This is a genomic window from Variovorax sp. P4_B10, assembly GCF_056402375.1.
The window spans coordinates 1-26,572 of record NZ_JBFUHN010000085.1; the positions used below are offsets into that span (position 1 = coordinate 1).

A 26,572-nucleotide genomic window follows, 5' to 3' on the forward strand; every position below is an offset into this window, starting at 1 on the left:
CGACGGCGGCAGCGTGGAGAAGATCTCCAAGGCGGCCAAGTCGTACGACCGGATGATCTACTACTACTTCGGCAGCAAGGAAGGCCTCTTCATCGCGGTGCTCGAAGGCATCTACAAGCGCATGGACGATGCCGAGGCCGCGATTGCGCTCGACGCCTCGCGCCCCGTGGAGGCGCTCACCGAAGTCATCCGCTTCGTGCTGGGCTACTACCGCAAGAACCCCGAGTTCGTCACGCTCTTGAACACCGAGAACCTGCACAAGGGCCGGCACATCTCGAAGTCGCTGCGGGCGCGCGAATACTCGTCGCGGGCGGTGGCCATCATCGCGGAAATCCTGGCCAGCGGCTCGGCCCAGGGCCTGTTCCGCAAGGACCTCGTGGCGCGCGACATCTACCTGCTGATCGCGTCCACCGGCTATTTCTACACCTCCAACCGGCACACGCTCACCGCCTTCCTCGGCGAGCCGCTCGAGTCGCCGGAGGCGATCACGCACTGGGAAGACTTCGTGATCGAGACCCTGCTGCGCACCGTGCGCGCGGACGAAGCACAAGACACCAACATCCCACCCCACGAGGACACCACGAAATGGCAGAAATCGCAGCCGGCGCAAAGTCGGGCAAGGTCGTCATAAGGAACATCGGGCTCCTGCTCTCGGGCGACATCGACAAGCCCATCCTCGACGCCGACACCATCGTGGTGAACGACGGCCTGATCGTCGCGGTCGGCAAGGAAAAGGACTGCGACCTCGAAGGCGCGCAAACCGTCATCGACGCGAAGAAGACCTGCGTTGCGCCCGGCCTGATCGACAGCCACGTGCACCCGGTGTTCGGCGACTGGACGCCGCGCCAGGGCCAGATCGGCTGGATCGACTCGACCATGCACGGCGGCGTCACCACCATGATTTCCGCCGGCGAAGTGCACCTGCCGGGCCGGCCCAAGGACATCGTGGGCCTGAAGGCGCTGGCCATCACCGCGCAGCGCGCGTTCGACAACTTCCGCCCCGGCGGCGTGAAGGTTCTCGCCGGTGCGCCGGTCATCGAGAAGGGCATGGTCGAAAGCGACTTCAAGGAACTCGCCGAGGCCGGCGTGGGCCTGCTCGGCGAAGTGGGCCTGGGCTCGGTGAAGGCCGGCTACGAGGCCAAGGAGATGGTGGCCTGGGCGCGCAAGTACGGCATCCAGAGCACGATCCACACGGGCGGCCCGTCGATTCCCGGCTCGGGCCTGATCGACAAGGACGTGGTGCTCGAAGCCGACGCCGACATCATCGGCCACATCAACGGCGGCCACACCTCGCTGCCGGAGGCGCATGTGTGCGAGCTGTGCGAGAAGAGTTCGCGTGCGATCGAGATCGTGCACAACGGCAACGAGAAGGTCGCCATTGCGGCGGCCAAGGCGGCGCTCGAACTCAAGTGTCCGCACCGCGTGATCCTCGGCACCGACGGGCCCGCGGGCTCGGGCGTTCAGCCGCTGGGCATCCTGCGCATGGTGGCGATGCTGTCGTCCATCGCGAACATTCCGGCCGAGCTGGTGTTCTGCTTTGCCACCGGCAACACGGCGAAGATCCGCAAGCTCAACTGCGGTCTCATCGAGGTGGGCCGCGATGCCGACTTCGTCTTCATGGACCGCGCGCAGCATTCGCCCGCGCCGGGCCTGCTCGAAAGCGTGCAGCTCGGCGACATTCCGGGCGTGGGCATGGTCATGATCGACGGCATCGTGCGCTGCGGCCGCAGCCGCAACACGCCGCCTGCGACGGAGATTCCGGTGGTGGTGTCGGGCGCGCACTGAGCGCCAGCGCTTCCTCTTTCTCCTTCCCCCTCTGGGGGAAGGTCGGGATGGGGGCAGGCAGAGCGTCCGATAGATGCGCCGCGTGCCCCCACCCCAGCCCTCCCCCAGAGGGGGAGGGAGCGAAGCTGCTACTTCGCGCGAAACACCAGGTAGCGCGCCGACAGGAAGTTGGCCCCCATGCCCGCAATGCTCCCGATCGCCACGCCGAGCGCCGCAGCCCAGCGGCCCTCGATCCAATGCAGCGTGAGCACGTACGCACCGTAGTTCAGCACCGCGCCGGCCAGCATGGTGGCGAGGTAGCCGAGGTACTCCCGCCAGATCGGGCCATCGGCCGACACGCGGGCCGCGAAGGTGTAGCGGCGGTTGAAAGCCCAGGTCGTGGTCGCTGCCGCCAGAAACGAAACGACCCGCGCGACGTACCAGCCCAGGAGCGGCGCCAGCAGGTACAGCACGACCACGTCGACCACGAGACCGATCACGCCCACCGCGGCGAACGACAGGAACTCGCGTCCGATCTTCATTTCGTGGCGCAGTGGCGCACGCCCGGAATCGCCAGGTAGCGCAGCCGCTTGGCCTCGCGCCGGCCGAGCGTCACGGCATGCATCACGACGCCGCACACCATCGACAGCATGGCGGCCAGCATCGCGCCGGTCGCCAGCACCGCCGTGGGCAGCCGGGGCACCAGGCCGGTGTGCAGGTAGGTCAGCAGCAGCGGAATGACCAGCGCGACCGCACCCGCCGCGAGCAGCGCCGCGATGATCGAGAAGAACTGCAGTGGCCGCTCGCTGACGAAGAGCTTGCAGATGGTCTTGAGGATGCGCCAGCCGTCGCGGTAGGTCGAGAGCTTGCTGTGCGAGCCCTCGGGGCGCGTGCTGTAGGCGGTGCTTTCCTCGGCATAGGGCATGCGCAGTTCCAGCGCATGCACCGTGAGCTCGGTCTCGATTTCGAAGCCGCGAGAGAGCGCCGGGAACGACTTCGCGTAACGCCGCGAGAACACGCGGTAGCCCGAGAGCATGTCGGTGAGGCCGCCGCCGAACAGCTGCACCACCGCGCCGGTGAGCATGCGGTTGCCCAGGCGATGGCCCGCGCGGTAGGTCAGCGCGTTCTGCCCATCGTCGACGCGGTTGCCGACCACCATGTCGAGGTTGCCGTCGATCAGCCGGTCGATGAGGCGGGGCGCCGCAGCGGTGTCGTAGGTGGCGTCGCCGTCGACCATCACGTAGATGTCGGCCTCGACGTCGGCGAACATGCGCCGCACCACATTGCCCTTGCCGGGTGCCGTCACGTGCGTGACGATGGCACCGGCCGCGCGGGCGACGGCGGCCGTGTCGTCGGTCGAGTTGTTGTCGAACACATGGATCTCCGCCCCGGGCAGGGCCGCGCGGAATCCGGCGACCACCTGTGCGATGGCCAGCGCCTCGTTGAAGCACGGAATGACCGCGGCAATGCGCGGTGCGGCGCTTCGGCTCGCGATGGGGGTGTCGTCGGTCATGGTGCGGTCGGAAGGATCCGGTAGGCCTGGCTGCCGTCTTGCTCGTACAGCAGGGCGAAAGACGTGTCGAAACCGGGCCGGGTGGCGAGCGTCGGCGCCAGGTGGCCGGGCATGACGATGGCGGTGAAGCCCAGCTTGGCCAGCTTGCGCGCCATGTCGCCGGGCGGGAGCAGCAGGAAGTCGGCATAGCGCCACGGTCCGAGCGTGTCGCCCCAGATCGGGTTGGGGCCGTAGTAGATCGCCTCGTTCAAGGCGATCTGGTAGACGCGGCCGGTGGGGTGCTGGCGCAGGTAGTCCATCACGGCGTAGCCCGGCACATGCTTGCGCAGGAAGGCCTCGCGGGTCTCGGGCGTGGGCGAGATCATCGCCACCTTGCCCGCGGTCTGCCGGACCGACACCGCAGCCAGCACGGCCAGCAGCAGCACGGCGACCCAATCGCCCACGCGGGCCGCGCTGCGCCGGTCGGAAAGCTCGGGGGCCTGCTCCTGCTCGCCGGCCTTCATTCCGAACAGGCGGCGCATGCCCGCCGCGATCCGGCCGAACAACACCTGCCAGCCGATCGCCGCCGTCATGGCCAGCAGCGGGAACGAAGCCATCAGGTAGCGCGGGTAGCGCGAGGTCACCACCCACACGACCAGGGAGTAAAGGCAGAACCAGCCCGCGGCGCGCACCGCGGCGGAGCGCTTCCAAAGGACGCTGAACGGCGCCAGGAACACGGACCAGATCAGCGCGTTGGGCATCTCGGCGTGGTCGCGCACGTCGGCGACCTGCTGCACGTAGTCGGCCGGAATCCATTCGCTGAAGCCGAACACCCGCGCGCCGATGGGGTTGAACGGGTCGCCGGTCATGATGGCGTTGCGCGCATACCAGTACACGCACGGGATCAGGAAGCACAGCAGCGCCAGCGCCCAGGCCTTGGGCCGGCGCTCGTGCCAGGCCACGAACAGCGCCACCAGCGGCATGAAGGTCAGCGCCTGGTACTTCGACCCTGCTGCCACGCCGAGGCAGAACGCGGCCAGGCCCAGCCAGCGCATGCCGCTGTGCACAGGCTCCGATTCGCGCCACCACCACAGCGACACGCAGGCCGTCAGCACGAAGAGCGCGACGCCCATGTCGATCAGTGCATTGGAGTAGTCGCCGAGCCCGAGCCAGATGGCGGCGCCGATGCAGGCGGTGAGCCGGTTGGCGTGCTGGATGCCGAGGCGGTAGACCATCACCACCGAAAGGCCGCCCGCCAGCGCGTTCAGGAAGTGCGGCAGCACGTCGTCGCCCACCTGCAGCGCGGCGGCGTAGAGCAGGTTGTAGTTGTACGGGAACCAGGGGTAGCGCAGCCAGTCGTGGATGCCCAGCGTGCCCTGCTGTGCCACCTCGCGCGCATAGGGCAGGTGGTACATCAGCTCGTCGAAGGCGGCCGGCGGCGCGAGCGGCGCAACCAGTGCGGGCAGCGCGACCAGTGCCAGCGCGACCATCGCGATCCGGTCGAAGTAGGTCCATGGCGCGGCAAGGGTGCTTGCGCCCAGGGCGCGCCGCTCGCGAAGCCAGGACGGCAGCTGCAGCGCGGCCGCGACGACGCCCGCCGCGACCAGCGCCAGCGTGGCGCCGGGCTTGAAGACACCGAAGATGGCCAGCGCCTGGAACGCGCAGATGAAGAGGCCCACACCGAGTGCGGCAGCCATCGCGGCTTCGAGCCAGGCATCGCGGCGCGGCGGCGAGGCCAGGCGCGCCAGCACCCCGCGTCCCCACCCCCAGCAGCTGATCACGAAAACCGCCAGTGCCGCGTAATGCGCGGCTGCAAACATCAGCTTCTGAATAACAACTCCCGGTGCCGGGCGGCCACGCCGGCCGGCAGGTTCAAAGATTGGGCGCCAGCAGACGCTCGAGATCGGACTCGCTCTCCTTGCGCCGCGCGGCCTGGTCCTGCAGCTGGTCGTGCCCGATCTTGCCGACGTTGAAGTACGTCGCATCGGGGTGACTCAGGTAGAAACCACTCACGCTGGCGGCGGGCATCATAGCGAGGCTTTCCGTCAGGGTCATGCCAATGTCCGCGCAGTTCAGAAGGTCGAACATCGGCCCCTTCACGCTGTGGTCCGGGCAGGCCGGGTAGCCGGGCGCGGGGCGGATGCCGCGGTATTTCTCCGCGATCATGTCCTCGTTGCTCAGGCCTTCCTCGGGTGCATAGCCCCAGAGGTCGGTGCGCGCGCGGTGATGCAGCGATTCGGCAAAAGCCTCGGCCAGCCGGTCGGCCAGGGCCTTGAGCATGATGGCGGAGTAGTCGTCGAGGTCGTCGATGAAGTACTTCTCCTTCTTCTCGACGCCCAGGCCCGCGGTGACCGCGAACACGCCCACGTAGTCCTTCAGGCCGCTGTCCTTCGGTGCCACGAAGTCGGACAGGCAGCGGCTCGGCCGCATGACGCCGTCGATCACCTGCTTCTCGGTCTGCTGGCGCATGCCGTACCAGGTGAGCGCGACTTCGCTGCGCGTCTCGTCCGTGTAGAGCTCGATGTCGTCGTCGTTCACCGTGTTGGCGGGCCAGAAGCCGGCGATGCCGCTGGCGCTGAGCCAGCGGCCTTCGATCAGGCGCTTGAGCATGCGCTGGCCGTCGGCGTACACGCGCACGGCCTCGGTGCCGACGATCTCGTCCTTCAGGATGGCCGGGAACGGGCCCGCGAGGTCCCAGGTCTGGAAGAACGGGCCCCAGTCGATGTACCTGGCGAGTTCGGTCAGGTCGAAGTTCTTGAAGACGCGGCGGCCGATGAACTTGGGCACGGGCGGCGTGTAGTTCGACCAGTCGACCGGCGTCTTGTTGGCGCGCGCCTTCGCGAGCGGCCACATCGGCACCTGCTTCTTGTTGGCGTGCTGCGTGCGCACCTTCTCGTAGTCGGCGTTGATCTCGTCGATGTACGCGGTGGCCTGGTCGGAGAGCAGCGACTGCGCCACGCTCACGCTACGGGAAGCATCGGGCACGTAGACCACGGGGCCTTCGTAGTGCGGCGCGATCTTCACGGCCGTGTGCACGCGGCTGGTGGTGGCGCCGCCGATCAGGAGCGGAATCTTCTTGATGCGGAAGTGGTCGTCCTTCTGCATCTCGCCAGCCACGTACTGCATCTCTTCGAGGCTCGGGGTGATGAGGCCCGAGAGGCCGACGATGTCCGCGCCCTCGACCTTCGCCTTGGCGAGGATCTCGTGGCACGGGACCATCACGCCCATGTTCACCACTTCGAAGTTGTTGCACTGGAGCACGACGGTGACGATGTTCTTGCCGATGTCGTGCACGTCGCCCTTCACGGTGGCGATGATGATCTTGCCCTTGGTGCGCACGTCGCGGCCCGCGGCCTCGTCCTGGCGCTTTTCTTCCTCGATGTAGGGAATGAGGTGGGCCACGGCCGACTTCATCACGCGCGCCGACTTCACCACCTGCGGCAGGAACATCTTGCCCTGGCCGAACAGGTCGCCCACGATGTTCATGCCGTCCATGAGCGGGCCTTCGATCACGTGCAGCGGCCGGCCGCCCTTGGCGAGGATCTGCTGGTAGGCCTCTTCGGTGTCCTCGACGATGAAGTCGGTGATGCCGTGCACCATCGCGTGCGAGAGCCGCTGGTTGACGTGCACCGGGTGCTCGGGCGTGCCGCGCCATTCGAGTTTCTTGCTGTCGTCCTTGGCGCCGCTCTTGGCGGTTTCGGCCACCTCGACGAGGCGCTCGCCGGCGTCGGGCCGGCGGTTGAGCACCACGTCTTCCACGCGCTCGCGCAGCTCGGGCTCCAGGTCGTCGTACACGCCGACCATGCCGGCGTTGACGATGCCCATGTCCATGCCCGCCTGGATCGCGTGGTACAGGAACACGGTGTGGATCGCCTCGCGCACCGGGTCGTTGCCGCGGAAGCTGAAGCTCACGTTCGACACGCCGCCCGACACCTTGGCGCCCGGCAGGTTCTCTTTGATCCAGCGCACGGCGTTGATGAAATCGACCGCGTAGTTGTCGTGCTCCTCGATGCCGGTGGCGATGGCGAAGATGTTGGGGTCGAAGATGATGTCCTCGGGCGGGAAGCCCACCTCGTCGACCAGGATGCGGTAGGCGCGCTCGCAGATCTCGACCTTGCGCTGGTAGGTGTCGGCCTGGCCCTTCTCGTCGAAGGCCATGACCACGGCGGCGGCGCCGTAGCGCTTCACCAGCTTGGCCTCGTGCTTGAACTTGTCGACCCCCTCCTTCATGGAGATGGAGTTGACGATGCCCTTGCCCTGGATGCAGCGCAGGCCGGCTTCGATCACCTCCCACTTCGAGCTGTCGACCATCACCGGCACGCGCGCGATGTCGGGCTCGCTGGCAATGAGGTTCAGGAAGCGGACCATCGCGGCCTTGCTGTCGAGCATGGCCTCGTCCATGTTGATGTCGATCACCTGGGCGCCGTTCTCGACCTGCTGGCGCGCGACGGCCAGGGCATCTTCGAACTGGCCGTTCAGGATCATCCGCGCGAAAGCCTTGGAGCCGGTGACGTTGGTGCGCTCGCCGATGTTGACGAACAGCGTGCCGGCGCCGATAGCGACCGGCTCGAGGCCGGACAGCTTCATGGGAGGAACGGAAATCTGCGGGGTCTGGGCCATGGCTCACCTGCGAAAGGGACAAACAGGCGAGCGTCGTTGAGATCCCAAGCCTGACGGCCCGCCTGGCGAACCGCTGCAACGCTCCTCGGGAGGGATGCATTTTAAGGTCGTTCCCAGCAGCCCGCGGGAAAGCCCTAGTTTGGGCCGCGGGGCAGCCCTCACAGAATGCGGGCGCGCAATTCGTCAAAGAACGAACGTTCGTGTTTTTATCTGAAAACAAAGGAATGACATATGCCAGGAAAGAGGAATTCGAGGCTGCTGCGCCTCGCCGCCCGTCCGGTGCGCGCCGCACTGCTTTGCTGCATGGCGGGGGCTGCGGCGCTGAGCCAGGCGGCCATCACCGACACCCCCCGGCAGGTCGAGGCCACGGTGACGTCCAGCGAGGCGAAGACCCGGCATCCCATCGTGCTGGTTCACGGCCTGTTCGGCTTCGACAACGTGCTGGGCATCGACTACTTCTATCGGATTCCCGAGAGCCTGGCCGGCGCGGGCGCGAAGGTCTTCGTGGCCCAGGTCTCGGGCGCCAACAGCTCCGAGATCCGTGGCGAGCAGCTGATCCAGGAGCTCAAGAACATCCGCGCGCTGTGGGGCAACCCTTCGCTCAAGTTCAACCTGATCGGCCACTCGCAGGGCTCGCCCACGGCGCGGTACGTGGCGGCGGTGGAACCCGGGATGGTCGCCTCGGTCACCTCCGTGGGCGGGGCCAACGGCGGATCGAAGGTGGCGGACCTGCTGCGGACGATTCCCGAAGGCAGCGCCGCCGAGGCGCTGACGGCGCAGGTGCTGAAGCTCGCCATGCTGTTCATCGGCGCCGTCTCGGGCAAGGACCCGAGCGAGCTGCCCGAAGTGCCGCTCAGCGCGCTGAACTCGCTGACCACCGCGGGTGGCGCGGCCTTCGACCAGAAGTTTCCGCAGGGCCGCCCTGCCCCCGGCTCCGCCTGCAGCGTGAAGAGCGGCCCGGCCGAGGTGAACGGCGTGCGCTACTACTCGTGGTCCGGCACGATGCCGCTCACGAACGTGTTCGACGCGAGCGACGCGGCCATGGGCGGGCTGAGCCTCGTCGCCTTCCCCGGTGAGACCAACGACGGCCTGCTGGCCGTGTGCACCACGCGCCTCGGCACGCACCTGGGCGACTACCGCCAGAACCACCTGGACGAGGTCAACCAGCTCTTCGGCCTGACCTATGCGGGGCTGTGGACGCTGTTCGAGAAGAAGCCGATCCAGCTCTTCCAGGAGCAGGCCGCGCGGCTGAAGAGCGCGGGCCTCTGACGACGCCGCGCGCCCTCGCCGTGCGAAACCTGCATCTCGGCGCGGTGGCAGGTGCCGTGGCGCTCGCCATCCTTGCGGGATGGTGGCTGGCGGCCGGACCGGCACCGGCCGACGGTCCGGTGGCGGCGCCTTCTGCGGCCACCGGCCGCGAGGGCGTGGCCCTTGCGGCGCCGCCGGCCGCCGTGCCGGCCAGCGGCGTCAGGCCCGGACCCGACGCCATGCTGAACCCTTCGCTGATCCTCATCTTCGAGAGCGTGCTCGCCGAGGCGCAGGCGACCGGCAAGGCCGCCTTCCTGGCGGTGGCGCCCGGCCTGCTGGCCAAGCGCCTGCCGGCCGAACTGCGCGCACGCGCGATGGGTTTGCTCGAACGCTATGTCGACATGCAGGAAGCCATGCAGGCCCTGCCGCCGCCCCACGCCGGCGACCCGGCTTCCTTGCGCAAGACCGTCGAAGCCCGCGCCGAGGTGCGGCGGAAGTACTTCGCGCCCGAGGAAATCGAAGGCCTCTTCGGCGACGAGATCCGCCAGGACAGCTTCATGGTCGAGAAGATGGAGATCGCCCGCAATGCCAGCCTCACCGCCGAGCAGCGCGACGCGGCCCTGCGGCGCAGCGAGGAAGCCTGGCTCACGCAGGAACAGCGCGAGCAGCGGCGGGCCTCCACCGCGCACATCGATGTGCAGAAGCAGACCGACGCACTGGCAGCGCGCGGCGCCAGCCCGCAGGAACGCTTTGCCGAACGCAGCGCCGCCTACGGCTACGAAGCCGCCCGCGGACTGGCCGCACTCGACCAGGAAAACCAGGACTGGAACAACCGCCTCGACCAGTACGCCAACGCGCCCCCGGCCCAGCAGGCGCAGTTGCGCGAGACGCTGTTCAACGAGCGGGAGCGCTTGCGCCTGAGCGGAGCGTTGGCGCTGCGCTCGGCGCGGCCTGCGCCGAGCGAGGCAGGCCGAACACCCGGTCGAAGCCCCAGTTGAAGACGAAGGTGTAGACCAGGAAGAACACCACCAGGCCCAGGTCCATCACCAGCGCCTGCCAGAGCGTCACGCCCAGGCCCCAGGCGAACATCGGCACCAGCAGCGCGACCAGCCCGCCCTCGAAGCCGATGGCATGGGCGATCCGGCGGCGCACGCTGCGGCCGCGCACGGCCTGGCGCGACTCCCAGCGCTCGAACAGCGCGTTGAAGATCAGGTTCCAGATCACCGCAATGACCGAGGCGGCCACCGCCAGCACGCCGGAATGGCCGAGCCCGGCGTCCGTCATCAGCGCCAGGCCGGCACTGGCGGCCACGATGGCGATCCCTTCGTAAAGGGTGATGTAGACCACACGACGCTGAAGCCCTTGCATGACTTTTTCCTCTGGAACATGAATGCGACAGTTGGACTTTATTTGCGATTTACTGATATAAAAAGTCACCTTATTTCAATTTGATTGATAGATCGAGCGCCATGGCCTTCTCCAGCGACAACGTCGAGGTCTTCCTGGCCGTGATCGACCACGGCTCCTTCTCGGCCGCCGCAAGAGCCCTGCGCAAGGTGCCGTCGGCCGTGAGCATGGCCATTGCCAGCCTCGAGGCCGAGCTCGACCTGCCGCTGTTCGACCGCCGCGGCCGCGAGCCGCAGCCCACCGCCGCCGCGCGCTCGCTGGAGCCGCAGGCGCGGCTGCTCGCGGCGCAGCTGAAGCAGCTGCAGGTGCAGGCGCTGGCGCTGACCCAGGGGCTGGAAAACCGCCTCACGCTGGCCATCGCGCCCGAACTGCTGGCCGCACCCTGGAGCGGGCCGCTCGCCGCGCTGGCGCAGGAATACCCGCTGCTGCAGGTGGAAGTGCTGGCGGCGCCGCAGGCCGACGCGCTGGCGCTGCTGCACAGCGGCCGCGCGCAGCTGGCACTGGTGTTCGAGCGTCCGAGCCTCGACGGCCGCGAGGGCTTTCAGGAAGTCGGCAGCGACACCATGGTGGCCGTGATGGCCCCCGACCATCCGGCGCTGCTCGCGGCAGCCGGGGAGCGCCTGCGCGAGGAACACCTGACGAACACCCGGCAGATCGTGGTCGCCGGGCGCGACCTGGCCACCAGCGATCCGCGCTTCGTGTTCGCGCGCCACGTCTGGCGCACCGACAACGCGCTGGCCGCGCTGAGCCTGATCACGGCCGGTCTCGGCTGGGGCTGGCTGCCGCGCAACTTCGCGCGGCCGCATGTGGCGGCGGGCGCACTGGTCGAGATTCCGTTCGAGAACCTCAGCAACGGGCTCGACCTGTGGGTCGACGTGGTGTGGTCGCGCGAGCGCCCGCTGGGCCTCGGCGCACAGCGCTTCGTGGCATTGATTGCGCGCGACCGGCAGGCGGCCGCCGGCATCCAGCCCCCGTCCGGTTAGCGCACACCCTGCGCCGCGGGATATTCAGCGCCCGTGATGGCCCCGCCCTTCGCCGCCACCGCCACCACCGCTGTGGTCACGCCCACCGCCATGCTCACGCCCTCCACCGCCAGGCCGGCCGCCTCCAGGGTGCGGATGCGGCCGGCTTGGCGGCGGCCCGGGCCGGAAGGCCGGCTGGGGCCGGGGCGGCCTGACGCCGGGGTCCGCCGGTGGGCGGAAGCCTGGCGCCGACGGCGGATGGAAGCCGGGCCCGGGCCATGGCCGGGGCTGCCATGCCGGCCGCACCGGTGGCGGCGGGCTCCAGCCCATCGCGGGAGGCGGTGGCCGGCTGCCCCACCAGCGGCGGTCGCCGTACCAGGGCCGGTCGCGGTAATAGTTGGCCCAGTAGCTGCCGATCACGAAGGTGACGATGGGCACGCCGATGACCGCGCCGTAGGTCGCCAACGGCACGCGCCGCTCCTGGTAGGCGTAGTCGAGGCTGCGCGACCAGACCCAGCCGCGCCCGCCGTCGGGCAGCACCACGTCGCACCAGCCATAGCCGGCGGTACAGCCGATCACGTCGACCGGTTGCCCCGGCGCGAGCCGCGCCACCATCGGATAGTCGCCCGAGGGGCCGGCCCGCAGGTTGACGGCGCCGCGGGTGAAGGCCTGCTGCGCCGCGGCAGCCAGCGGCAGGACCAGGGCGAAGACGCCGATACCGATCCAGCGCCGGGCGAGTTGGTTGTTGTTCATGGCAAGGCTCCTGTATGCCCAGCCTAGGCCCGCGACCAAGGGCCGTCAATCAGCCGTGACCCCTTCGCGAAACACCGCGGAACCGGCTCCGCCGGGCCGCTGGTGTTGCCCCCGGAAGGGGGTTGGCGCAGCGACACGAAGTGCGCGAAGCCTGGGGGAGAACCCAGCTACGCCGCTTCGCGGTAGAAGCCGGCGTTGTTGTTGAGCAGGCGCCCGGCAACCGGCGCCACGGCCTTGCCGATGGCCGCGATGTGGTCCGGCGTGGTGCCGCAGCAGCCGCCCACGATGTTCACCAGCCCCTCGGCCGCGAACTCGTGCAGGAGGCGCGAGGTGACGTCGGGCGTCTCGTCGAAGCCGGTGTCGCTCATCGGGTTGGGCAGCCCTGCATTCGGGTAGCAGCTGATGAAGGTATCGCCCGCCACGCGCGCCAGTTCCTGGATGTAGGGGCGCATCAGCGCCGCGCCCAGCGCGCAGTTCAGGCCGATGGCCAGCGGCCGTGCGTGGCGCACGCTGTGCCAGAAGGCGGTGACGGTCTGGCCGCTCAGGATGCGGCCCGAGGCATCGGTCACGGTGCCGCTGATGATCAGCGGCAGGCGGTGGCCGCTGTTGTCGAAGTACTCGTCGACGGCGAACAGGGCCGCCTTGGCGTTGAGCGTGTCGAAGATGGTCTCGACCAGGATCACGTCGGCGCCGCCTTCGACCAGCGCTTCGGTCTGCTCGTAGTAGGCCGCGCGCAGCGATTCGAAATCGACGTTGCGCGCGCCCGGGTCGTTCACGTCGGGGCTGATGCTCGCCGTCTTGGGCGTCGGGCCCAGGGCGCCGGCCACGAAGCGCGGCTTGTCGGGCGTGCTGAACTTGTCGCAGGCCGCCCGCGCGAGCTTGGCGGATTCGAGGTTCATCTCGCGCGCCAGGTGGGCCATCTTGTAGTCCTCCTGCGCGATGGTGGTCGCGCCGAAGGTGTTGGTCTCGATCAGGTCGGCGCCCGCCGCGAGGTAGCCCTCGTGGATGTCGGAGATCACGTCGGGCCGGGTGAGCGACAGCAGCTCGTTGTTGCCCTTGACGTCGCGCTCGAAGTCCTTGAAACGCTCGCCGCGGTACTGTTCCTCGGTGAGCTTGAAGCGCTGGATCATCGTGCCCATCGCGCCGTCGAGGATGGCGATGCGCTTTTCGAGGATGCCGGCGAGTGCCTGGCCGCGGGTATAGATGACGGGCTTCATAGCCTCCGATTGTAGAAAAGGAGGCTGTCCCTGCCGTGCGTCAGTGCTTTGCCGGGCCTTCGACGAAGGCCAGCACCGCTTCGATCATGCGCCGCACATGTGGCTGCACGCCGGCTGCGACGGCGGGCAGGTAGTCGAAGGGCAGCGCCTCCTGCATGTAGCTCGACTGGGTCATCTCCAGCTGCACCGCATGCACGCCCGCGGCCGGGTTGCCGTACTGGCGCGTGATGTGCCCCCCCTTGAAGCGGCCGTTGAGCACGCCGGTGTAGCCCGTGGCCGATTCGGCGATGCCGAGCAGCGTGGCGGCCAGCGCCGGGTCGCAGCTCGTCCCGTTGCCGGTGCCGAGGTTCAGGTCGGGCAGCTTGCCTTCGAAGAAGCGCGGCAGCACCGAGCGGATCGAGTGCGCGTCCCACAGGGCGATGGTGCCGTGCGCGGCCTTCAGGCGGTCGAGTTCGACCTGCAGTTGCCGGTGGTAGGGGTGCCAGATGGCGTCGCGGCGTTCGGCGACCTCCTGGTCGTTCGGCAGGTCGTCGCTGGACGCATAGACCGGCGTGTCGTCGAAGGTATCGACCGGGCACAGGCCGGTGACGCTCTGGCCCGGATAGAGGCTGGCGCCATCCGGCGGACGGTTGAGGTCGATCACGTAGCGCGAATGCGTGGCGACCAGCACCGAGGCGCCGAGCGCATCGGCGAAGTCGTAGAGCTGCTCGAGGTGCCAGTCGGTGTCGGGCACATGGCGCGCTTCGTCCGTGAAGCGGGCGGCCAGCGCGGGCGGCACGTGGGTGCCGACGTGCGGCATCGAGATCAGCAGCGGGCGCGTGCCCTGGCGAAAGCGGAACGGCGGTTCGGCGGTGGTGAAGGCCATGGGGTTCAGTCCTTGAGGAGTTGGGTGCGCGCGGCCACGAAGGCGGACGCGGCTTCGTCATGCAGTGTGTGGCGGCCGGCTGCAACGCGCTCGCGGCCTGCCACCCAGACGGTGTCGATGGCCGAGGTGCGGTGGCTCGCGAAGACGTGGGCCGAGAGCATGTCAGGTGCGGACAGGCCTTGCAGCGCAAGGTGCTTCGCATCGAGCACCGCGAAGTCGGCCTGCTGCCCTACGGCAAGCCCGCCGACCGCGCGGGCCGATGCCTGCGCGCCGCCCTGCACGGCCTCGAGCGTGAGCGCGGTGGCGACATGCGGTTGCACCGCGCTGGCGCCGACATTGCGCTGCCGCCTCGCCAGCCGCTGGCCGTATTCGAGCATCAACAGCTCTTCCGCGACGTTGACGCTGGCATGGCTGTCGGAGCCCACGCCCCAGGCGCCGCCATGGCTGCGCCATTTGGCGAAATCGAAGATGCCGTCGCCGAGGTTGGCTTCGGTCGTCGGGCACAGGCCGGCCACCGCGCCGCTCTTCGCCGCGTACTCGTACTCGGCGTCGTTCATGTGCGTCGCGTGCACGAGGCACCAGCGCGCATCGACCGGGGCATGGTCGAGCAGCCACTCGACCGGGCGCAGCCCGCTCCATTCGACGCAGTCGTCGACTTCCCTGGTCTGCTCGGCAATGTGGATGTGGATGGGTGCACTGCGGTCGATGGCTTCGAGGCCCGCAACAGCATCGCGCAGCGCCTCGGGCGGCACGGCGCGCAGCGAATGCGGTGCCATGCCCAGCCGCGCGCCCTGCGCGTCGCACACGGGCTTCAGCGCTTCGAGCAGGTGCAGCATCGAATCGGTCGAGCGGACGAAACGGCGCTGCCCCTCGCTGGGCGGCTGGTCGCCAAAGCCGCTGGTCTGGTAGAGCACCGGCAGCAGCGTGAAGCCGATGCCGGCCTTCTGCGCGGCGCGCAGCAGCGCGAGGCTCAGCGTTGCATCGTCGGCGTAGGGCTGGCCATCGGCATCGTGGTGCACGTACTGGAACTCGCACACGCTGGTGTAGCCCGCCTCGAGCATCTCGGCGTAGAGCCAGGTCGCAATCGCTTCCATGTGCTGCGGGCCGAGGCGCGCGGCAAAGCGGTACATCAGCGTGCGCCAGCTCCAGAAGCTGTCGTGCTGCTCGGCGCGATGTTCGGTGAGGCCCGCGAAGGCGCGCTGGAAGGCGTGCGAGTGCAGGTTGGGCATGCCGGGGATCACGGGGCCGGTCGCCCTCTGCGCGCCTGCAGGCGGTTGCGCGGCAGGCTGAACCTGGGTGAGCTGGCCTGCGTCGTTCCACGTCAACAGGACGTTCTTCGACCAGCCCGCGGGCAGCAGCGCATCGGCTGCAAAGAGCGCGTGCGTCATGCGGCGTTCTCCAGGGCGATGCGGCCTTGACGGACCGCGGTGCGCAGCGGGCGCTGGCCGAACCAGTAGGCCAGTTCGGCCGCATCGCGCACGTTCCACAGCACGAAGTTGGCGGGCATGCCGGGCGCGATGGCGCCATGCGTGTCCTGCAAGCCCAATGCGCGAGCCGCGTGGCGCGTGACGCCGGCGAGTGCTTCGGGCACGGTCAGGCGGAACAGCGTGCAGGCCATGTTGACCATCAGCAGCAGGCTCAGCACCGGCGAGGTGCCGGGGTTGTGGTCGGTAGACACCGCCATCGGTACGCCCGCGGCGCGCAGCGCCTCGATGGGCGGCAGGTGCGTGTCGCGCAGCGTGTAGTAGGCGCCGGGCAGCAGCACGGCCACGGTGCCCGATTGCCGCATCGCCTCGATGCCCTCGGCCGACAGGTGCTCGATGTGGTCGCACGACAGCGCACCGTAGCGCGCGGCCAGCGCAGCGCCGCCCATGTCCGACAGTTGCTCGGCATGCAGCTTGACCGGCAGGCCCAGCGCCTTTGCGGCCTGGAAGACCCGTTCGGTTTCTTCGAGCGAGAAGGCGATGCGTTCGCAGAACACGTCCACCGCATCGACCAGCCCTTCGGCCGCGAGCGCGGGCAGCATCTCGCGGCACACGAGGTCGATGTAGTCACCGCTGCGGCCCGCATATTCGGGCGGCAGTGCATGCGCGCCGAGGAAGGTGGTGCGCACGGCGACGCCATGGGCTTCGCCGAGGCGGCGTGCCACGCGCAGCTGCTTGCGCTCGTGTTCGAGCGAGAGGCCGTAGCCCGACTTGATCTCGATGGCGCACACGCCATCGGCCAGCAGCTGTTCGAGGCGCTGTACGGCCTGCGCAAAGAGCGTGTCTTCGTCGGCTTCGCGCGTGGCACGCACCGACGAGACGATGCCGCAACCGGCCTTCGCCACTTCTTCGTAGGTGGCACCTGCCAGCCGCATCGCGAACTCGTTGGCGCGCTGGCCGCCGTAGACGAGGTGTGTGTGGCAGTCGACGAGGCCGGGCGTGACGAGTGCGCCGCCGCCGTCATGCGCTGCGAGGCCCGTGAATTCAGCCGGCAGCGCGTTGCGTGCGCCGACCCAGCGGATCTCGCCTTGCGCGACCACGATGGCTGCGTCGGCGCCAGCTTCCGGTGCCACGCCGGGCGCCGTGTCGGGCGCAAGGCGCAGGCCGGTCCAGAGGCCGTCGGCCGATGGGTATTCGCTTGCAGGTTTCATCATCTTTTCTTTCTGCAGGTTACGCCGGCACGATACGAACCGCCACCAGCCGCGCGTCGTCGCTGTCCGGTGTCGCTTGCCACGCCTGCGCCGCATCGGCCCAGCACAGGCCTTCGCCCTCGCCGCAAGTCTCGTCATTCAACCGCCACGCACCGCGCAGGGCCAGCAGCACGCCGTGCGGCGCGGCTTCGACAACCGACGGGTGATCCAGCACTTGCACGTCGGCGCGCCACTGTCCGCGCCGCGTCATCACGTTGAAGTCGTTCGATGCGCCGCCAAGCAGCGTGCAGTCGATTTCATCGTCGCCGCTGAAGGCGAACGGCCGGTGCGGTACATCAAGCCGATGTTCCACGCGCCCGTCGTGCGTGAACAGCCGGACGCCGTCGCCTTCCAGCAGCATGATGCTGCGGTCCACGCCCGCGAACACCGAGAACGGCCCTGCCGCCGCGATGGTCGCGATGCTCACGCGCCAGCCGAAGCTGTCGAGCCCCGCGCCCTGCGGCCAGCTCGCGATCTCCTGCGTGGTGCCGCCGCCGTTCTTCCAGGGCATCGCCGGCAGGGTGGCGCGAGAAAAACGAAGCGCGCTCATCGCATCAACCCGCCTTGCCGCAGCTTTTGTTCGAAGTGCCGCAGGATCAGCGTCATGGTGCCCGTGAGCACGAAGTACACGACCGCAATCGCGAGGTACACCTCCAGCGACCGGTACGACACGCTGATGATCTTCTGCCCCTCGTGCATCACGTCGTGAATGGTCAGCAGCGACACCAGCGCCGAGTTCTTGATCAGCGCGATGAACTCGTTGCCCAGCGGCGGAATCATGCGCACCACCGCCTGCGGCAGCACGATCTGGCGCATCGCCACGCCGGGCGTCATGCCGAGCGACTGCGCCGCCATCGTCTGCCCCTTGTCGATCGACTGGATCGCGCCGCGCACGATCTCCGACACATAGGCGCCCGAGTACACGCCGAGCCCCAGCACGCCGCACAGGAAGGCCGGCAGCAGGATGCCGAAATGCGGCAGGCCGAAGAACAGGATGAACAGCTGCACCAGCAGCGGCGTGCCGCGAATGGCCGCCACGTACGCGGTGCACGCGCCGTAGATCCAGCGCCGCTTCGGGTTCAGGCGGCCGATGCCGACCAGCAGGCCCAGCATGCAGCCGAGCGCGAGCGCGCAGGCGGTGATTTCCACCGTGACGAGCGCGCCGCGCAGCAGGTCGGGCCAGCCCTGCCAGACCGGCGAGAAATCGAAATCCATGGCCCGCTTACTTGGCGTTGGCGCTGAACCACTTCTTCACGATGGCGGCGTAGGTGCCGTCGGCCTTGAGCTTTTCGATGGCGCCGTTCACGGCCTTGGTAAGTTCCGGCGTGTCCTTGCGGATGGCCATGCCGTATTCCTCGGTGGTGATCTGCTCGTCGAGCACCTTGAGGCCGGGGCGCGTGCGCACGTACTGGTAGGCCGCGGGCTTGCCGGTGACGGCGGCGTCGGCGCGGCCGATGTCGACGAGGTTGAACATCTCCTGGTTCTTCTCGACTTCCATCAGCTGCACCTGCGGGAATTTCTCCTTCGTGTAGGCGACCGACTTGGTGCCGACCTGCACGCTGACCTTCTTGCCGTTGATGTCGGCCGGCGCCTTGATGGCCGAGTTGCCGTCCTTCACCATCACCACCAGGCCGCCCGCGTAGTACGGCGCGGTGAAGTCGACGACCTTCTTGCGCTCGTCGGTGATGTAGATGGCCGAGACGGCCATGTCGAAGCGCTTCGAAATCAGGCCCGGCACGAGGCCCTTGAAGTCGATGTCGATCCATTCGATCTTGCGGCCCAGCGTCTTGCCAATGGCCTCGACCAGCTCCACGTCGAAGCCGGTGCGCTTGCCGTTCTCCACGTACTCCATCGGCGGGAAGGTGGCATCGGTGGCCACGCGCAGCGGCTCGCCCTGGGCTTGTGCAGCGCCGGCGAAACCGAAGAGAGCGAGGCCGGAGAGTGCGGCGGCGACAACAAGAGTGCGACGGGTGTTCATGGTGAAAAAGCTTCCGTGGGTTTGAGAAAGGCAGAGAAAGAGAGATGCAGCAGCTACTGCAGGGCGCGGGAAATGCGGGCCGCCGTGACGACGGTCATGTGGAGCAATGCAGCTTCCATGCCCTCGACGCGCGTGAGCGGCGCCATGAGCGTGATCGCGCCGCGCAGGCGGCGGCCCGACGCCAGCACCGGTGCGCTCGCGCCCCAGACGCCGGCATCGACCTCGCCCTGGGTCACGGCATGGCCGGCCTGGCGGATCGCATCGAGTTCGGCGGCTCGTTCGGCGCGACGCGCGGCGCTCTCGCCGAGGCCGTCGAGCACGGCATCGCGCTGGTCGAGCGGCATGTGGGCCAGCAGGCACTTGGCGCTGGCACCGTCGCTGGCCGGGACGCTGCGCCCCCGGTCGAAGGAGCAACGCAGCGAATGCTCGCTGTCGATCATCTCGAGGCAGACCACGCGGTCGTTCACGACGGTGACCAGGGCCACGCTCTCGTGGCTCTGCTGCACCAGTGCGCGCACGTCGGCGCGGGCCGCGATGACAAGGTCGGAGTTGCCGTCGAAGCCGCTGGCGAGCTGCACGCTCACCGGGCCCGGCGAGTAGCGCCCGTCCGACTCCATCACGAAGCCCCAGCGCCGCAGCGTGGCGATCTGGCGGTACAGCGTGCTCTGCGACAGGCCGGTGGCCTGCACGAGCTCGGCCGCCGTCATCGCCGACTTGCTCTGCGCCAGCACCGACAGCACGAACAGTGCGCGGTCGTTGGCGGGCGTGTCGGGCGGAGGCGTCATGACGGGCAATCGCTGAGGGTCGAAAGTAGAACCTTCGTGCAGTATCTTGCTCGCCATTCTCATTTCCAAGACTGTTTTCCCACTCGATGGGAATCATTGCGGCTTTTTCTTCAGCCCGCCCTGCGGCTCAATACACGAGGTACTCCCACGCCGGCTCGCCGTTCTTGCGGATGACGCGCCGGCGCGCGGGCGGCATCACGTACAGCGCGTCGAGCACGAGGTCGCCGGGCAGGTCCGACAGGTGGTCGAGGTCGTCCAGGTGCGGTGGCAGTCCGAAGGCGACGCTCTCTTCCAGGTCGAGGTGCAGGAAGCCACCGGACATGTGCATCGCCTTGCGGCGGCTGGACGGCGAGGCCTCCAGCAGCGCGTCGACCGTCATGCCGGTGCGGATGTAGCCGTACAGCATCCCCCTGTAGCCGGCATGCGCGACGAGGCATCTGATGCGCAGGTCGGCGTTGTCCACCGAGACCATGAAAAGGTTGTCGGCCTCGTAGAACGTGAAGCCCCCGTCGGCGCTGGGCCGCTCGTGCAGAACCCAGTTGCCTTCGAGCTGCGGCAGTGCCGCGAGCGCATCGCCGAAGAGTTGCAGGCCACCGAGGGACTTGCCGGGGAGAATGTCGGCGTCGAGATCCATCGCCGGATTCTGCCCCGGGGCCGCCCCGGCCCCCGGTCACTGCACCATCGGCAGCTTGAGGCCCTGCTTCTTCGCGGTCGCGATGGCAATCTCGTAGCCCGCGTCGGCATGGCGCATCACGCCGGTGGCGGGGTCGTTGAAGAGCACGCGCTCGATGCGCTTGGCGGCAGCGTCGGTGCCGTCGCACACGATCACCACGCCCGAATGCTGCGAGTAGCCCATGCCGACGCCGCCGCCATGGTGCAGGCTGACCCAGGTGGCGCCGCCTGCGGTGTTGAGCAGCGCGTTGAGCAGCGGCCAGTCGGAGACGGCATCGGTGCCGTCCTTCATGGCTTCGGTCTCGCGGTTGGGGCTGGCGACCGAGCCGGTGTCGAGATGGTCGCGGCCGATGACGATGGGCGCCTTCAGCTCGCCGTTCTTCACCATCTCGTTGAAGGCCAGGCCGGCGATGTGGCGCTCGCCCAGGCCCAGCCAGCAGATGCGCGCGGGCAGGCCCTGGAAGGCGATGCGCTCGCGCGCCATGTCGAGCCAGCGGTGGGTGTGGGTGTTCTCGGGGAACAGCTCCTTGATCTTGGCGTCGGTCTTGTAGATGTCTTCCGGGTCGCCCGAGAGCGCGACCCAACGGAACGGGCCCTTGCCTTCGCAGAACAGCGGGCGGATGTAGGCCGGCACGAAACCCGGGAAGTCGAAGGCGTTCTTCACGCCTTCGTCGAACGCGACCTGGCGGATGTTGTTGCCGTAGTCGACGGTGGGGATGCCCATGGCCTGGAAGTCGAGCATGGCCTGCACGTGCACGGCGCAGGACTTGGCCGCTGCCGTCTTGAGCGCGTCGTGCTGCGACGGGTCTTTCATCGCGGCCTGCCATTGCGGCACGCTCCAGCCCGAAGGCAGGTAGCCGTTGATCAGATCGTGCGCGGAGGTCTGGTCGGTGACGAGGTCGGGCCGGATCGAATTGGGGCCGCCGGCCTTCGCGCGCTTCACGAGTTCGGGAAGGATGTCGGCCGCATTGCCGAGCAGCGCGATCGACACGGCTTCCTTCGCGTCGCAGTGCTGCTTGATGAGTTCGAGCGCATGGTCGATGTCGCGCGCCTGCTTGTCGACGTAGCGCGTGCGCAGGCGGAAGTCGATGCTGGCCTGCTGGCACTCGATGTTGAGCGACACCGCGCCCGCCAGCGTGGCTGCGAGCGGCTGCGCGCCGCCCATGCCGCCGAGGCCGGCCGTGAGGATCCACTTGCCCGCGAGGCTGTTGTTGTAGTGCTGGCGGCCAGCTTCGACGAAAGTCTCGAAGGTGCCCTGCACGATGCCCTGGCTGCCGATGTAGATCCAGCTGCCTGCGGTCATCTGGCCGTACATGAAGAGGCCCTGGCGGTCGAGCTCGTTGAAGTGCTCCCAGTTGGCCCACTTCGGCACGAGGTTCGAGTTGGCGAGCAGCACGCGCGGGGCGTTCTCGTGGGTCTTGAACACGCCGACCGGCTTGCCCGATTGGATGAGCAGCGTCTCGTCGTCGTTCAACTCCTTCAGCGACGCGAGGATCTGGTCGTAGCAGGCCCAGTTGCGCGCCGCGCGGCCGATGCCGCCGTACACCACGAGGTCCTGCGGACGCTCGGCCACCTCGGCATCGAGGTTGTTCTGCAGCATGCGGTAAGGCGCTTCGGTGAGCCAGCTCTTGCAGTTGAGTTCGGTGCCGCGCGGTGCGCGGATCACGCGCGTCGGGTCATGGCGCGGGTCGGTGGCGTCGGGGGTCTGCAGGGCAAATTTTTCGGGAGCATTCATGGCGCGGTTCTCCTATCGATCAGAGTGAGGGTTCTTGCGAGTGACTGGGCAGGATGTTCAGCAGCGCGGCCGGCAGCTCGGCCTTCAGCGCCCACTGGCGCATGGCTTCGATGTCGGGGGCGAGGTAGCGGTCACGTTCGAGGAATGCGACCTTCTGGCGGATGGCCGCGAATTCGGCCTCGACCAGCGGCGAGCTCTTGAGCTTTCTCTTGAGTTCGATGCCTTGCGCGGCGGCCATCGCCTCGATGCCGACGACAACGGCCGTGTTGTTGACCATGTCGCCGAGCCGGCGCGCCGCGAAGGTGGCCATTGAGACGTGGTCTTCCTGGTTGGCCGAGGTGGGCAGGCTGTCGACGCTCGCGGGATGGGCAAGCGACTTGTTCTCCGACGCGAGGGCGGCAGCCGTGACCTGCGCGATCATGAAGCCCGAGTTGAGCCCGCCATCGCGCACCAGGAACGGCGGCAGGCCCGAGAGGCCGGTGTCGAGCAGCAGCGCGATGCGGCGCTCGGCGATGGCGCCGACCTCGCTCACGGCCAGCGCGATGATGTCGGCCGCGAAGGCGACCGGCTCGGCGTGGAAGTTGCCGCCCGAGATGACTTCGCCGGTGTCGCAGAACACGAGCGGGTTGTCCGATGCGGCGTTGGCTTCGATCACCAGCACGCGCGAGGCGTGCGCGAGGTTGTCGAGGCAGGCGCCCATCACCTGGGGAATGCAGCGCACCGAATACGGGTCCTGCACGCGGCCGCAGTCGGCATGCGAGGGGACGATCTCGCTGCCTTCGAGCAAGGTGCGCACCGCGCCTGCGACGGCGATCTGGCCCGGCTGGCCACGTGCTGCGTGGATGCGTGCGTCGAATGGTTTGATCGAGCCTTGAATCGCTTCGAGCGAGAGCGCGCCCGACATCAGCGCGGCGGCGAACACGTCTTCCGCGCCGAACAGGCCGGCGAGCGCCAGCGCGGTCGACACCTGCGTGCCGTTGAGCAGCGCGAGGCCTTCCTTGGGGCCGAGCACGAAGGGCTCGAGGCCGATGCTGCGCATCGCCTCGGCACCGCCGACAAGCCTGCCGTCGGCCAAGGTCGCTTCGCCCTCGCCGATCAGCACACAGGCCATGTGCGCGAGCGGCGCCAGGTCGCCCGAGGCGCCGACCGAGCCCTTGCACGGAATGCTCGGCGTGACGCCCGCGTTGAACAAGGCCAGCAGCGCATCGACCAGTGCAGGCCGCACGCCCGAATGGCCGCGCGCCAGGCTCACGGCCTTGGTCGCGAGGATCATGCGCACGACCGGCGCGGCCAGCGGCTCGCCCGTGCCCACGCTGTGCGAGAGCACGAGGTTGCGCTGCAGTTCGGCCAGGTGGTCGTTGCCGATGCGCGTGCTCGCGAGCTTGCCGAAGCCGGTGTTGATGCCGTAGACCACCTGGTCGTTCTCGACGATGTGGCGCACCGCCGCCTCGGCCTTCGCCATGCCATCAAGCACCGACGGATCGAGCGCAAGTTGCACGCCGCCGGCCTGGATGCGTCGCAGCATCGCAAGGTCGACCTTGCCGGGCATGAGGGTCAGGGTGGCGTTGGATGAAGCGGTGTGATTGCTTGGCATGTGAACCTGTCTATACAAGTAGTTGCGAGAGAGAACGTAGGTCTCTGAGGACGAAAAACTAACCGAAGCTGGGGTTGCCGTCGGCTTTGAAGCGGCTGCCCAGGCTGTAGCGCGAAGCGGGATGCAGGCAGCGCACCCAGGTCACGGGCGTGTTGCGGATCCAGGTGCGGCGCGTCAGCAGCAGGCAGGGGTCGGTCGGTGCCATCGCGAGCCGGCCCGCCTGCTCGGCGGTGGGCAGCACGGCATCGACGACGTGTTCGATCTGGTCGAAGGGCACGTTGCGCACCAGGTACTCGCTGGGCGGGATCGTGCTGAAGTCCTGCTCGAGGTAGTCGGGCACGACCTGTGGATTGACATAGCGCTCCTCGAGCTGCACCGGCGTGTCGTTCTCCAGGTGCAGGCAGGCGCTGTGGAACACCGAGTCGCCCGCGCGCAGGTCGAGCCATGCGGCCACGTCGGGCGAGGCGGCGATGCGCTCGACCGCGATCATCTCGCAGCGGTAGTCGTGGCCGCGCTGGCGGATTTCGCTCGCGATGTTGGCGATCTGCAGCAGCGTCGATTGCGGCTTGTTCTCCGCCACGAAGCTGCCGACACCCGCCACGCGCACGATGCGGCCCTGCTCCACGAGCTCGCGCAGTGCGCGATTCACCGTCATGCGCGCCATGCCGAACTGCGCGACCAGCTCATGCTCCGAAGGCAGGCGGTGGCCGGGCGGCCAGGTGCCGTCCTGGATCTTGCGGGAGATGTGATCCTTGACTTGCGCGTAGAGCGCGAGGGTCGGCAGGTCGCGTTTCATCGTGCTTTCAGTGCTCCGCAGCAGCCATCGATTCCGCGCGGATCTCTTCCGTCAGCCGCGCCTTGATGTCCATGAACTCCGGCGAGGTCTTGATCGTGTAGCTGCGCGGATGCGGAAAGTCCACCGCGATCTCGGTCTTGATGCGGCCGGGCCGCGCGCTGAACACCGCCACGCGGTTGGCCATGAAGATCGCCTCGTCGATGTCGTGCGTGACGAACAGCACCGTCTTCTGCGCCGACTCCCAGATGCCGAGCAGCAGTTCCTGCATCAGCACGCGGGTCTGGTTGTCGAGCGCGCCGAAGGGCTCGTCGAGCAGCAGCATCTTGGGGTCGTTGGCGAGCGCGCGCGCAATCGCGGTGCGCTGCTGCATGCCGCCCGAGAGCTGCTTCGGAAAGTGGTGCTCGAACCCGCGCAAGCCCACCTTGGCGATGAAGAACTCGCTGCGTTCCTTCTGGTCGGCTTCGCTCATGCCGCGCTCGCGCAGGCCGAAGCGGATGTTCTGCGCCACGGTGAGCCACGGAAAGAGCGTGTAGCTCTGGAACACCACGCCGCGGTCGGCGCCCGGGCCGTCGATGCGCTCGCCGTCGAGCATCACCTGGCCGGTGGTCGGGAAGTCTAGCCCCGCCACGATGCGCAGCAGCGTCGACTTGCCGCAGCCCGACGGGCCGAGGATGGTGACGAAGTCGTTCTCGCGCACCTCGAAGTCGATGGGCAGCAGCGCCTGGGTGCTCTGGCCTCGGGTGCCGGTGAAGACGCGCGACACGCCCTGAATGGAGAGTTGGTTCTTCGTCATCACAGTGCAGCCCATGCAAACAGACGGCGGTTCATTGCCTTGAAAGCGAAATCGGACAAGAGGCCGATGACGCCGATCACGATGATCCCGAAGATGATCTGCCCGGTGTTCAGGAGCGCCTGGCTGTCGGTGATCATGTGGCCGATGCCCGACGAGGAGCCGATCAGCTCCGCCACGATCACGTAGGTCCAGGCCCAGCCGAGCACGAGGCGCAGCGTTTCGGCAATGCCCGGCGCGGCGCCCGGAATGAGCACGCGCGCCACGATGCCGCGGCTGTTGGCGCCCAGCGTGTAGGCGGCTTCGACGAGGTCGCGCCGCGCGCCGCCCACGGTGACGGCCACCATCAGCACGATCTGGAAGAAGGAGCCGATGAAGATCACCAGCAGCTTCTGCATCTCGCCGAGGCCGGCCCAGAGAATCAGCAGCGGAATGAAGGCCGAGGCCGGCAGGTAGCGGCAGAACGAGACAAAGGGCTCGAAGAAGGCCTCGACCGTCTTCCAGGTGCCCATCGCGATGCCCAGCGGCACGGCGAACACCGCCGCCAGCAGGAAACCGCCGAACACGCGCCACACGGTCATGCCGATGTCGCCGATGAAGCCGTACTCGGTGAAGAGCAGCCAGCCCTCCTTGAGCATGGTGAGCGGGCTCGCGAGGAAGGTCGGCGGCACGAAGCCGCCGAGCGTGGCGATCGCCCACACCAGCACGAAAACGACGAAGAAGCCGAGCCCCAGCAGCACGCGCGAACGCGCACCGATGGGTTCGAGCGGCGCGAACGCGCGACGCCGCGCGGGCGCCACGACGGTCTTGGATGAAGCGGCAGGCGCCGATGCAGCCAGCGGCTGCACCTGCGGCAGGGCCTTACTTGATGAAGCTTGCATCGAAAGTGGCTGCGTAGTCTTCAGGCGCCTTGCGGATCACGCCGGCTTCCAGCAGGATGGCCGCGGCTTCCTTCATGAAGGTGGTGAGTTCGCCCGCAAAGAATTTCTGGTTGGCGGCCTTGTCCTGCCAGCGCAGGTAGGCCGACGACTTGGCGAACTGCTCGCCGCTCTGCTTGACGGCCGAGCCCATGAGCTCGTTGGCCTTGGCCGGGTCGGCCTTGATCATGTCGAGCGCCTCGAAGTACGACTGGGTCAGCGCCTGCGCGGCCTTGGCGTTGGCCTTGAGCCAGGTGGGCGCGCAGCCGACGGTGTCCATCACCATCGGGTAGTCGAGCGTGG

General features: G+C 68.2%; 25 protein-coding genes, 1 pseudogene and 1 riboswitch. Of the genes and pseudogenes, 5 read left to right on the forward strand and 21 right to left on the reverse strand.

The window, feature by feature from the left end; all coding sequences use genetic code 11:
• Together AC1DXX_RS28085 and AC1DXX_RS28090 are read left to right on the forward strand one after the other, a co-directional pair.
• Positions 1-631, forward strand: a 631-nt coding sequence (locus tag AC1DXX_RS28085) for a TetR family transcriptional regulator (protein ID WP_478137494.1), incomplete at its 5' end; no start/stop codon positions are given.
• Positions 586-1,785 carry an amidohydrolase family protein gene (locus AC1DXX_RS28090; protein WP_215245762.1) on the forward strand — a complete coding sequence of 400 codons (1,200 nt, stop codon included), beginning with the start codon at positions 586-588 and terminating at the stop codon, positions 1,783-1,785. The genes AC1DXX_RS28085 and AC1DXX_RS28090, both read left to right, overlap by 46 nt.
• A 128-nt stretch (positions 1,786-1,913) precedes the next feature.
• Here the strand turns inward: AC1DXX_RS28090 and AC1DXX_RS28095 are convergent, their stop codons facing one another.
• Genes AC1DXX_RS28095 through metH form a run of 4 tightly spaced genes read right to left on the reverse strand, consistent with a single transcriptional unit; the run spans position 1,914 to position 7,876 of the window.
• Complete coding sequence (locus AC1DXX_RS28095; RefSeq protein ID WP_478137495.1) at positions 1,914-2,306, reverse strand: GtrA family protein; 393 nt, start codon at positions 2,304-2,306, stop codon at positions 1,914-1,916.
• On the reverse strand, positions 2,303-3,277 hold the full coding sequence (locus tag AC1DXX_RS28100) for a glycosyltransferase (RefSeq protein WP_478137496.1): 975 nt from the start codon (positions 3,275-3,277) through the stop codon (positions 2,303-2,305). The genes AC1DXX_RS28095 and AC1DXX_RS28100 overlap by 4 nt, the downstream gene beginning before the upstream one ends.
• Positions 3,274-5,076: an ArnT family glycosyltransferase gene (locus AC1DXX_RS28105; protein ID WP_478137497.1), complete on the reverse strand. Its 1,803-nt coding sequence runs from the start codon at positions 5,074-5,076 to the stop codon at positions 3,274-3,276. Before AC1DXX_RS28105 ends, AC1DXX_RS28100 begins: the two co-directional genes overlap by 4 nt.
• 52 nt (positions 5,077-5,128) lie before the next feature.
• Positions 5,129-7,876 (reverse strand): methionine synthase, encoded by a 2,748-nt coding sequence (gene metH, locus AC1DXX_RS28110; RefSeq protein WP_478137498.1) that lies wholly within the window; start codon positions 7,874-7,876, stop codon positions 5,129-5,131.
• A gap of 21 nt (positions 7,877-7,897) precedes the next feature.
• Positions 7,898-7,969, reverse strand: a riboswitch (S-adenosyl-L-homocysteine riboswitch).
• A gap of 138 nt (positions 7,970-8,107) precedes the next feature.
• On the opposite strand from metH, the gene AC1DXX_RS28115 reads away from it, so the two are divergent.
• The gene (locus tag AC1DXX_RS28115; RefSeq protein ID WP_478137499.1) at positions 8,108-9,145 is read left to right on the forward strand and encodes an esterase/lipase family protein; all 1,038 of its coding nucleotides are present in this window, start codon (positions 8,108-8,110) and stop codon (positions 9,143-9,145) included.
• A 20-nt stretch (positions 9,146-9,165) separates the two neighbouring features.
• Positions 9,166-10,122 (forward strand): lipase secretion chaperone, encoded by a 957-nt coding sequence (locus tag AC1DXX_RS28120; RefSeq protein WP_478137500.1) that lies wholly within the window; start codon positions 9,166-9,168, stop codon positions 10,120-10,122.
• Here the strand turns inward: AC1DXX_RS28120 and AC1DXX_RS28125 are convergent.
• Positions 10,019-10,492: a PACE efflux transporter gene (locus tag AC1DXX_RS28125; RefSeq protein ID WP_478137501.1), complete on the reverse strand. Its 474-nt coding sequence runs from the start codon at positions 10,490-10,492 to the stop codon at positions 10,019-10,021. The two genes, AC1DXX_RS28120 and AC1DXX_RS28125, sit on opposite strands and share 104 nt — an antisense overlap.
• A gap of 101 nt (positions 10,493-10,593) precedes the next feature.
• Here AC1DXX_RS28125 and AC1DXX_RS28130 point away from each other — a divergent pair, with 101 nt between their 5' ends.
• Positions 10,594-11,514 (forward strand): LysR family transcriptional regulator, encoded by a 921-nt coding sequence (locus tag AC1DXX_RS28130; protein ID WP_478137502.1) that lies wholly within the window; start codon positions 10,594-10,596, stop codon positions 11,512-11,514.
• Between the two features lie 24 nt (positions 11,515-11,538).
• Here AC1DXX_RS28130 and AC1DXX_RS28135 read toward each other — a convergent pair whose 3' ends face one another.
• The 16 genes and pseudogenes from AC1DXX_RS28135 to AC1DXX_RS28210 form a co-directional block, all read right to left on the reverse strand.
• Complete coding sequence (locus AC1DXX_RS28135; protein ID WP_478137503.1) at positions 11,539-12,246, reverse strand: SH3 domain-containing protein; 708 nt, start codon at positions 12,244-12,246, stop codon at positions 11,539-11,541.
• A gap of 167 nt (positions 12,247-12,413) precedes the next feature.
• A complete protein-coding gene (locus AC1DXX_RS28140) occupies positions 12,414-13,463 on the reverse strand; it encodes a homocysteine S-methyltransferase family protein (RefSeq protein WP_478137504.1) in 1,050 nt (349 codons plus the stop codon).
• Between the two features lie 40 nt (positions 13,464-13,503).
• Positions 13,504-14,328, reverse strand: coding sequence for an N-formylglutamate deformylase (hutG, locus tag AC1DXX_RS28145; RefSeq protein ID WP_478137505.1), 825 nt, complete (start codon positions 14,326-14,328; stop codon positions 13,504-13,506).
• Positions 14,329-14,333: 5 nt separating this feature from the next.
• A complete protein-coding gene (locus AC1DXX_RS28150; protein WP_478137506.1) occupies positions 14,334-15,716 on the reverse strand; it encodes a formimidoylglutamate deiminase in 1,383 nt (460 codons plus the stop codon).
• Complete coding sequence (hutI, locus tag AC1DXX_RS28155; RefSeq protein ID WP_478137517.1) at positions 15,713-16,963, reverse strand: imidazolonepropionase; 1,251 nt, start codon at positions 16,961-16,963, stop codon at positions 15,713-15,715. The genes AC1DXX_RS28150 and hutI overlap by 4 nt, the downstream gene beginning before the upstream one ends.
• A gap of 19 nt (positions 16,964-16,982) precedes the next feature.
• Positions 16,983-17,552, reverse strand: coding sequence for a HutD/Ves family protein (locus AC1DXX_RS28160; protein WP_478137507.1), 570 nt, complete (start codon positions 17,550-17,552; stop codon positions 16,983-16,985).
• Positions 17,549-18,217, reverse strand: a complete 669-nt coding sequence (locus AC1DXX_RS28165; protein ID WP_478137508.1) for an amino acid ABC transporter permease — start codon at positions 18,215-18,217, stop codon at positions 17,549-17,551. Before AC1DXX_RS28165 ends, AC1DXX_RS28160 begins: the two co-directional genes overlap by 4 nt.
• Positions 18,218-18,224: 7 nt before the next feature.
• A complete protein-coding gene (locus AC1DXX_RS28170) occupies positions 18,225-18,980 on the reverse strand; it encodes a transporter substrate-binding domain-containing protein (protein WP_478137509.1) in 756 nt (251 codons plus the stop codon).
• A 53-nt stretch (positions 18,981-19,033) separates the two neighbouring features.
• Positions 19,034-19,765: an IclR family transcriptional regulator gene (locus tag AC1DXX_RS28175; protein WP_478137510.1), complete on the reverse strand. Its 732-nt coding sequence runs from the start codon at positions 19,763-19,765 to the stop codon at positions 19,034-19,036.
• A 127-nt stretch (positions 19,766-19,892) separates the two neighbouring features.
• Positions 19,893-20,399, reverse strand: coding sequence for a hypothetical protein (locus AC1DXX_RS28180; RefSeq protein WP_478137511.1), 507 nt, complete (start codon positions 20,397-20,399; stop codon positions 19,893-19,895).
• Positions 20,400-20,435: 36 nt separating this feature from the next.
• Positions 20,436-22,172, reverse strand: a complete 1,737-nt coding sequence (gene hutU, locus AC1DXX_RS28185) for a urocanate hydratase (protein ID WP_478137512.1) — start codon at positions 22,170-22,172, stop codon at positions 20,436-20,438.
• A gap of 19 nt (positions 22,173-22,191) precedes the next feature.
• Positions 22,192-23,766 (reverse strand): histidine ammonia-lyase, encoded by a 1,575-nt coding sequence (hutH, locus tag AC1DXX_RS28190; RefSeq protein WP_478137513.1) that lies wholly within the window; start codon positions 23,764-23,766, stop codon positions 22,192-22,194.
• Positions 23,767-23,824: 58 nt separating this feature from the next.
• Positions 23,825-24,562, reverse strand: a complete 738-nt coding sequence (hutC, locus tag AC1DXX_RS28195; RefSeq protein ID WP_478137514.1) for a histidine utilization repressor — start codon at positions 24,560-24,562, stop codon at positions 23,825-23,827.
• Between the two features lie 7 nt (positions 24,563-24,569).
• Positions 24,570-25,370 (reverse strand): ABC transporter ATP-binding protein, encoded by an 801-nt coding sequence (locus tag AC1DXX_RS28200; protein WP_478137515.1) that lies wholly within the window; start codon positions 25,368-25,370, stop codon positions 24,570-24,572.
• Positions 25,355-26,233: an ABC transporter permease gene (locus tag AC1DXX_RS28205; protein WP_478137516.1), complete on the reverse strand. Its 879-nt coding sequence runs from the start codon at positions 26,231-26,233 to the stop codon at positions 25,355-25,357. The genes AC1DXX_RS28200 and AC1DXX_RS28205 overlap by 16 nt, the downstream gene beginning before the upstream one ends.
• A pseudogene (locus AC1DXX_RS28210) lies at positions 26,214-26,572 on the reverse strand (ABC transporter substrate-binding protein); the annotation flags it as partial. The pseudogene AC1DXX_RS28210 and the gene AC1DXX_RS28205, both read right to left, overlap by 20 nt.

Excerpts from the sequence above, each read along its gene's own strand:
- AC1DXX_RS28090 (WP_215245762.1), top strand. The coding sequence starts at position 586 with ATGGCAGAAATCGCAGCCGGCGCAAAGTCGGGCAAGGTCGTCATAAGG.
- AC1DXX_RS28095 (WP_478137495.1), bottom strand. The coding sequence starts at position 2,306 with ATGAAGATCGGACGCGAGTTCCTGTCGTTCGCCGCGGTGGGCGTGATC.
- AC1DXX_RS28100 (WP_478137496.1), bottom strand. The coding sequence starts at position 3,277 with ATGACCGACGACACCCCCATCGCGAGCCGAAGCGCCGCACCGCGCATT.
- AC1DXX_RS28105 (WP_478137497.1), bottom strand. The coding sequence starts at position 5,076 with ATGTTTGCAGCCGCGCATTACGCGGCACTGGCGGTTTTCGTGATCAGC.
- metH (WP_478137498.1), bottom strand. The coding sequence starts at position 7,876 with ATGGCCCAGACCCCGCAGATTTCCGTTCCTCCCATGAAGCTGTCCGGC.
- AC1DXX_RS28115 (WP_478137499.1), top strand. The coding sequence starts at position 8,108 with ATGCCAGGAAAGAGGAATTCGAGGCTGCTGCGCCTCGCCGCCCGTCCG.
- AC1DXX_RS28125 (WP_478137501.1), bottom strand. The coding sequence starts at position 10,492 with ATGCAAGGGCTTCAGCGTCGTGTGGTCTACATCACCCTTTACGAAGGG.
- AC1DXX_RS28130 (WP_478137502.1), top strand. The coding sequence starts at position 10,594 with ATGGCCTTCTCCAGCGACAACGTCGAGGTCTTCCTGGCCGTGATCGAC.
- AC1DXX_RS28135 (WP_478137503.1), bottom strand. The coding sequence starts at position 12,246 with ATGAACAACAACCAACTCGCCCGGCGCTGGATCGGTATCGGCGTCTTC.
- AC1DXX_RS28140 (WP_478137504.1), bottom strand. The coding sequence starts at position 13,463 with ATGAAGCCCGTCATCTATACCCGCGGCCAGGCACTCGCCGGCATCCTC.
- hutG (WP_478137505.1), bottom strand. The coding sequence starts at position 14,328 with ATGGCCTTCACCACCGCCGAACCGCCGTTCCGCTTTCGCCAGGGCACG.
- AC1DXX_RS28150 (WP_478137506.1), bottom strand. The coding sequence starts at position 15,716 with ATGACGCACGCGCTCTTTGCAGCCGATGCGCTGCTGCCCGCGGGCTGG.
- hutI (WP_478137517.1), bottom strand. The coding sequence starts at position 16,963 with ATGAAACCTGCAAGCGAATACCCATCGGCCGACGGCCTCTGGACCGGC.
- AC1DXX_RS28160 (WP_478137507.1), bottom strand. The coding sequence starts at position 17,552 with ATGAGCGCGCTTCGTTTTTCTCGCGCCACCCTGCCGGCGATGCCCTGG.
- AC1DXX_RS28165 (WP_478137508.1), bottom strand. The coding sequence starts at position 18,217 with ATGGATTTCGATTTCTCGCCGGTCTGGCAGGGCTGGCCCGACCTGCTG.
- AC1DXX_RS28170 (WP_478137509.1), bottom strand. The coding sequence starts at position 18,980 with ATGAACACCCGTCGCACTCTTGTTGTCGCCGCCGCACTCTCCGGCCTC.
- AC1DXX_RS28175 (WP_478137510.1), bottom strand. The coding sequence starts at position 19,765 with ATGACGCCTCCGCCCGACACGCCCGCCAACGACCGCGCACTGTTCGTG.
- AC1DXX_RS28180 (WP_478137511.1), bottom strand. The coding sequence starts at position 20,399 with ATGGATCTCGACGCCGACATTCTCCCCGGCAAGTCCCTCGGTGGCCTG.
- hutU (WP_478137512.1), bottom strand. The coding sequence starts at position 22,172 with ATGAATGCTCCCGAAAAATTTGCCCTGCAGACCCCCGACGCCACCGAC.
- hutH (WP_478137513.1), bottom strand. The coding sequence starts at position 23,766 with ATGCCAAGCAATCACACCGCTTCATCCAACGCCACCCTGACCCTCATG.
- hutC (WP_478137514.1), bottom strand. The coding sequence starts at position 24,562 with ATGAAACGCGACCTGCCGACCCTCGCGCTCTACGCGCAAGTCAAGGAT.
- AC1DXX_RS28200 (WP_478137515.1), bottom strand. The coding sequence starts at position 25,370 with ATGGGCTGCACTGTGATGACGAAGAACCAACTCTCCATTCAGGGCGTG.
- AC1DXX_RS28205 (WP_478137516.1), bottom strand. The coding sequence starts at position 26,233 with ATGCAAGCTTCATCAAGTAAGGCCCTGCCGCAGGTGCAGCCGCTGGCT.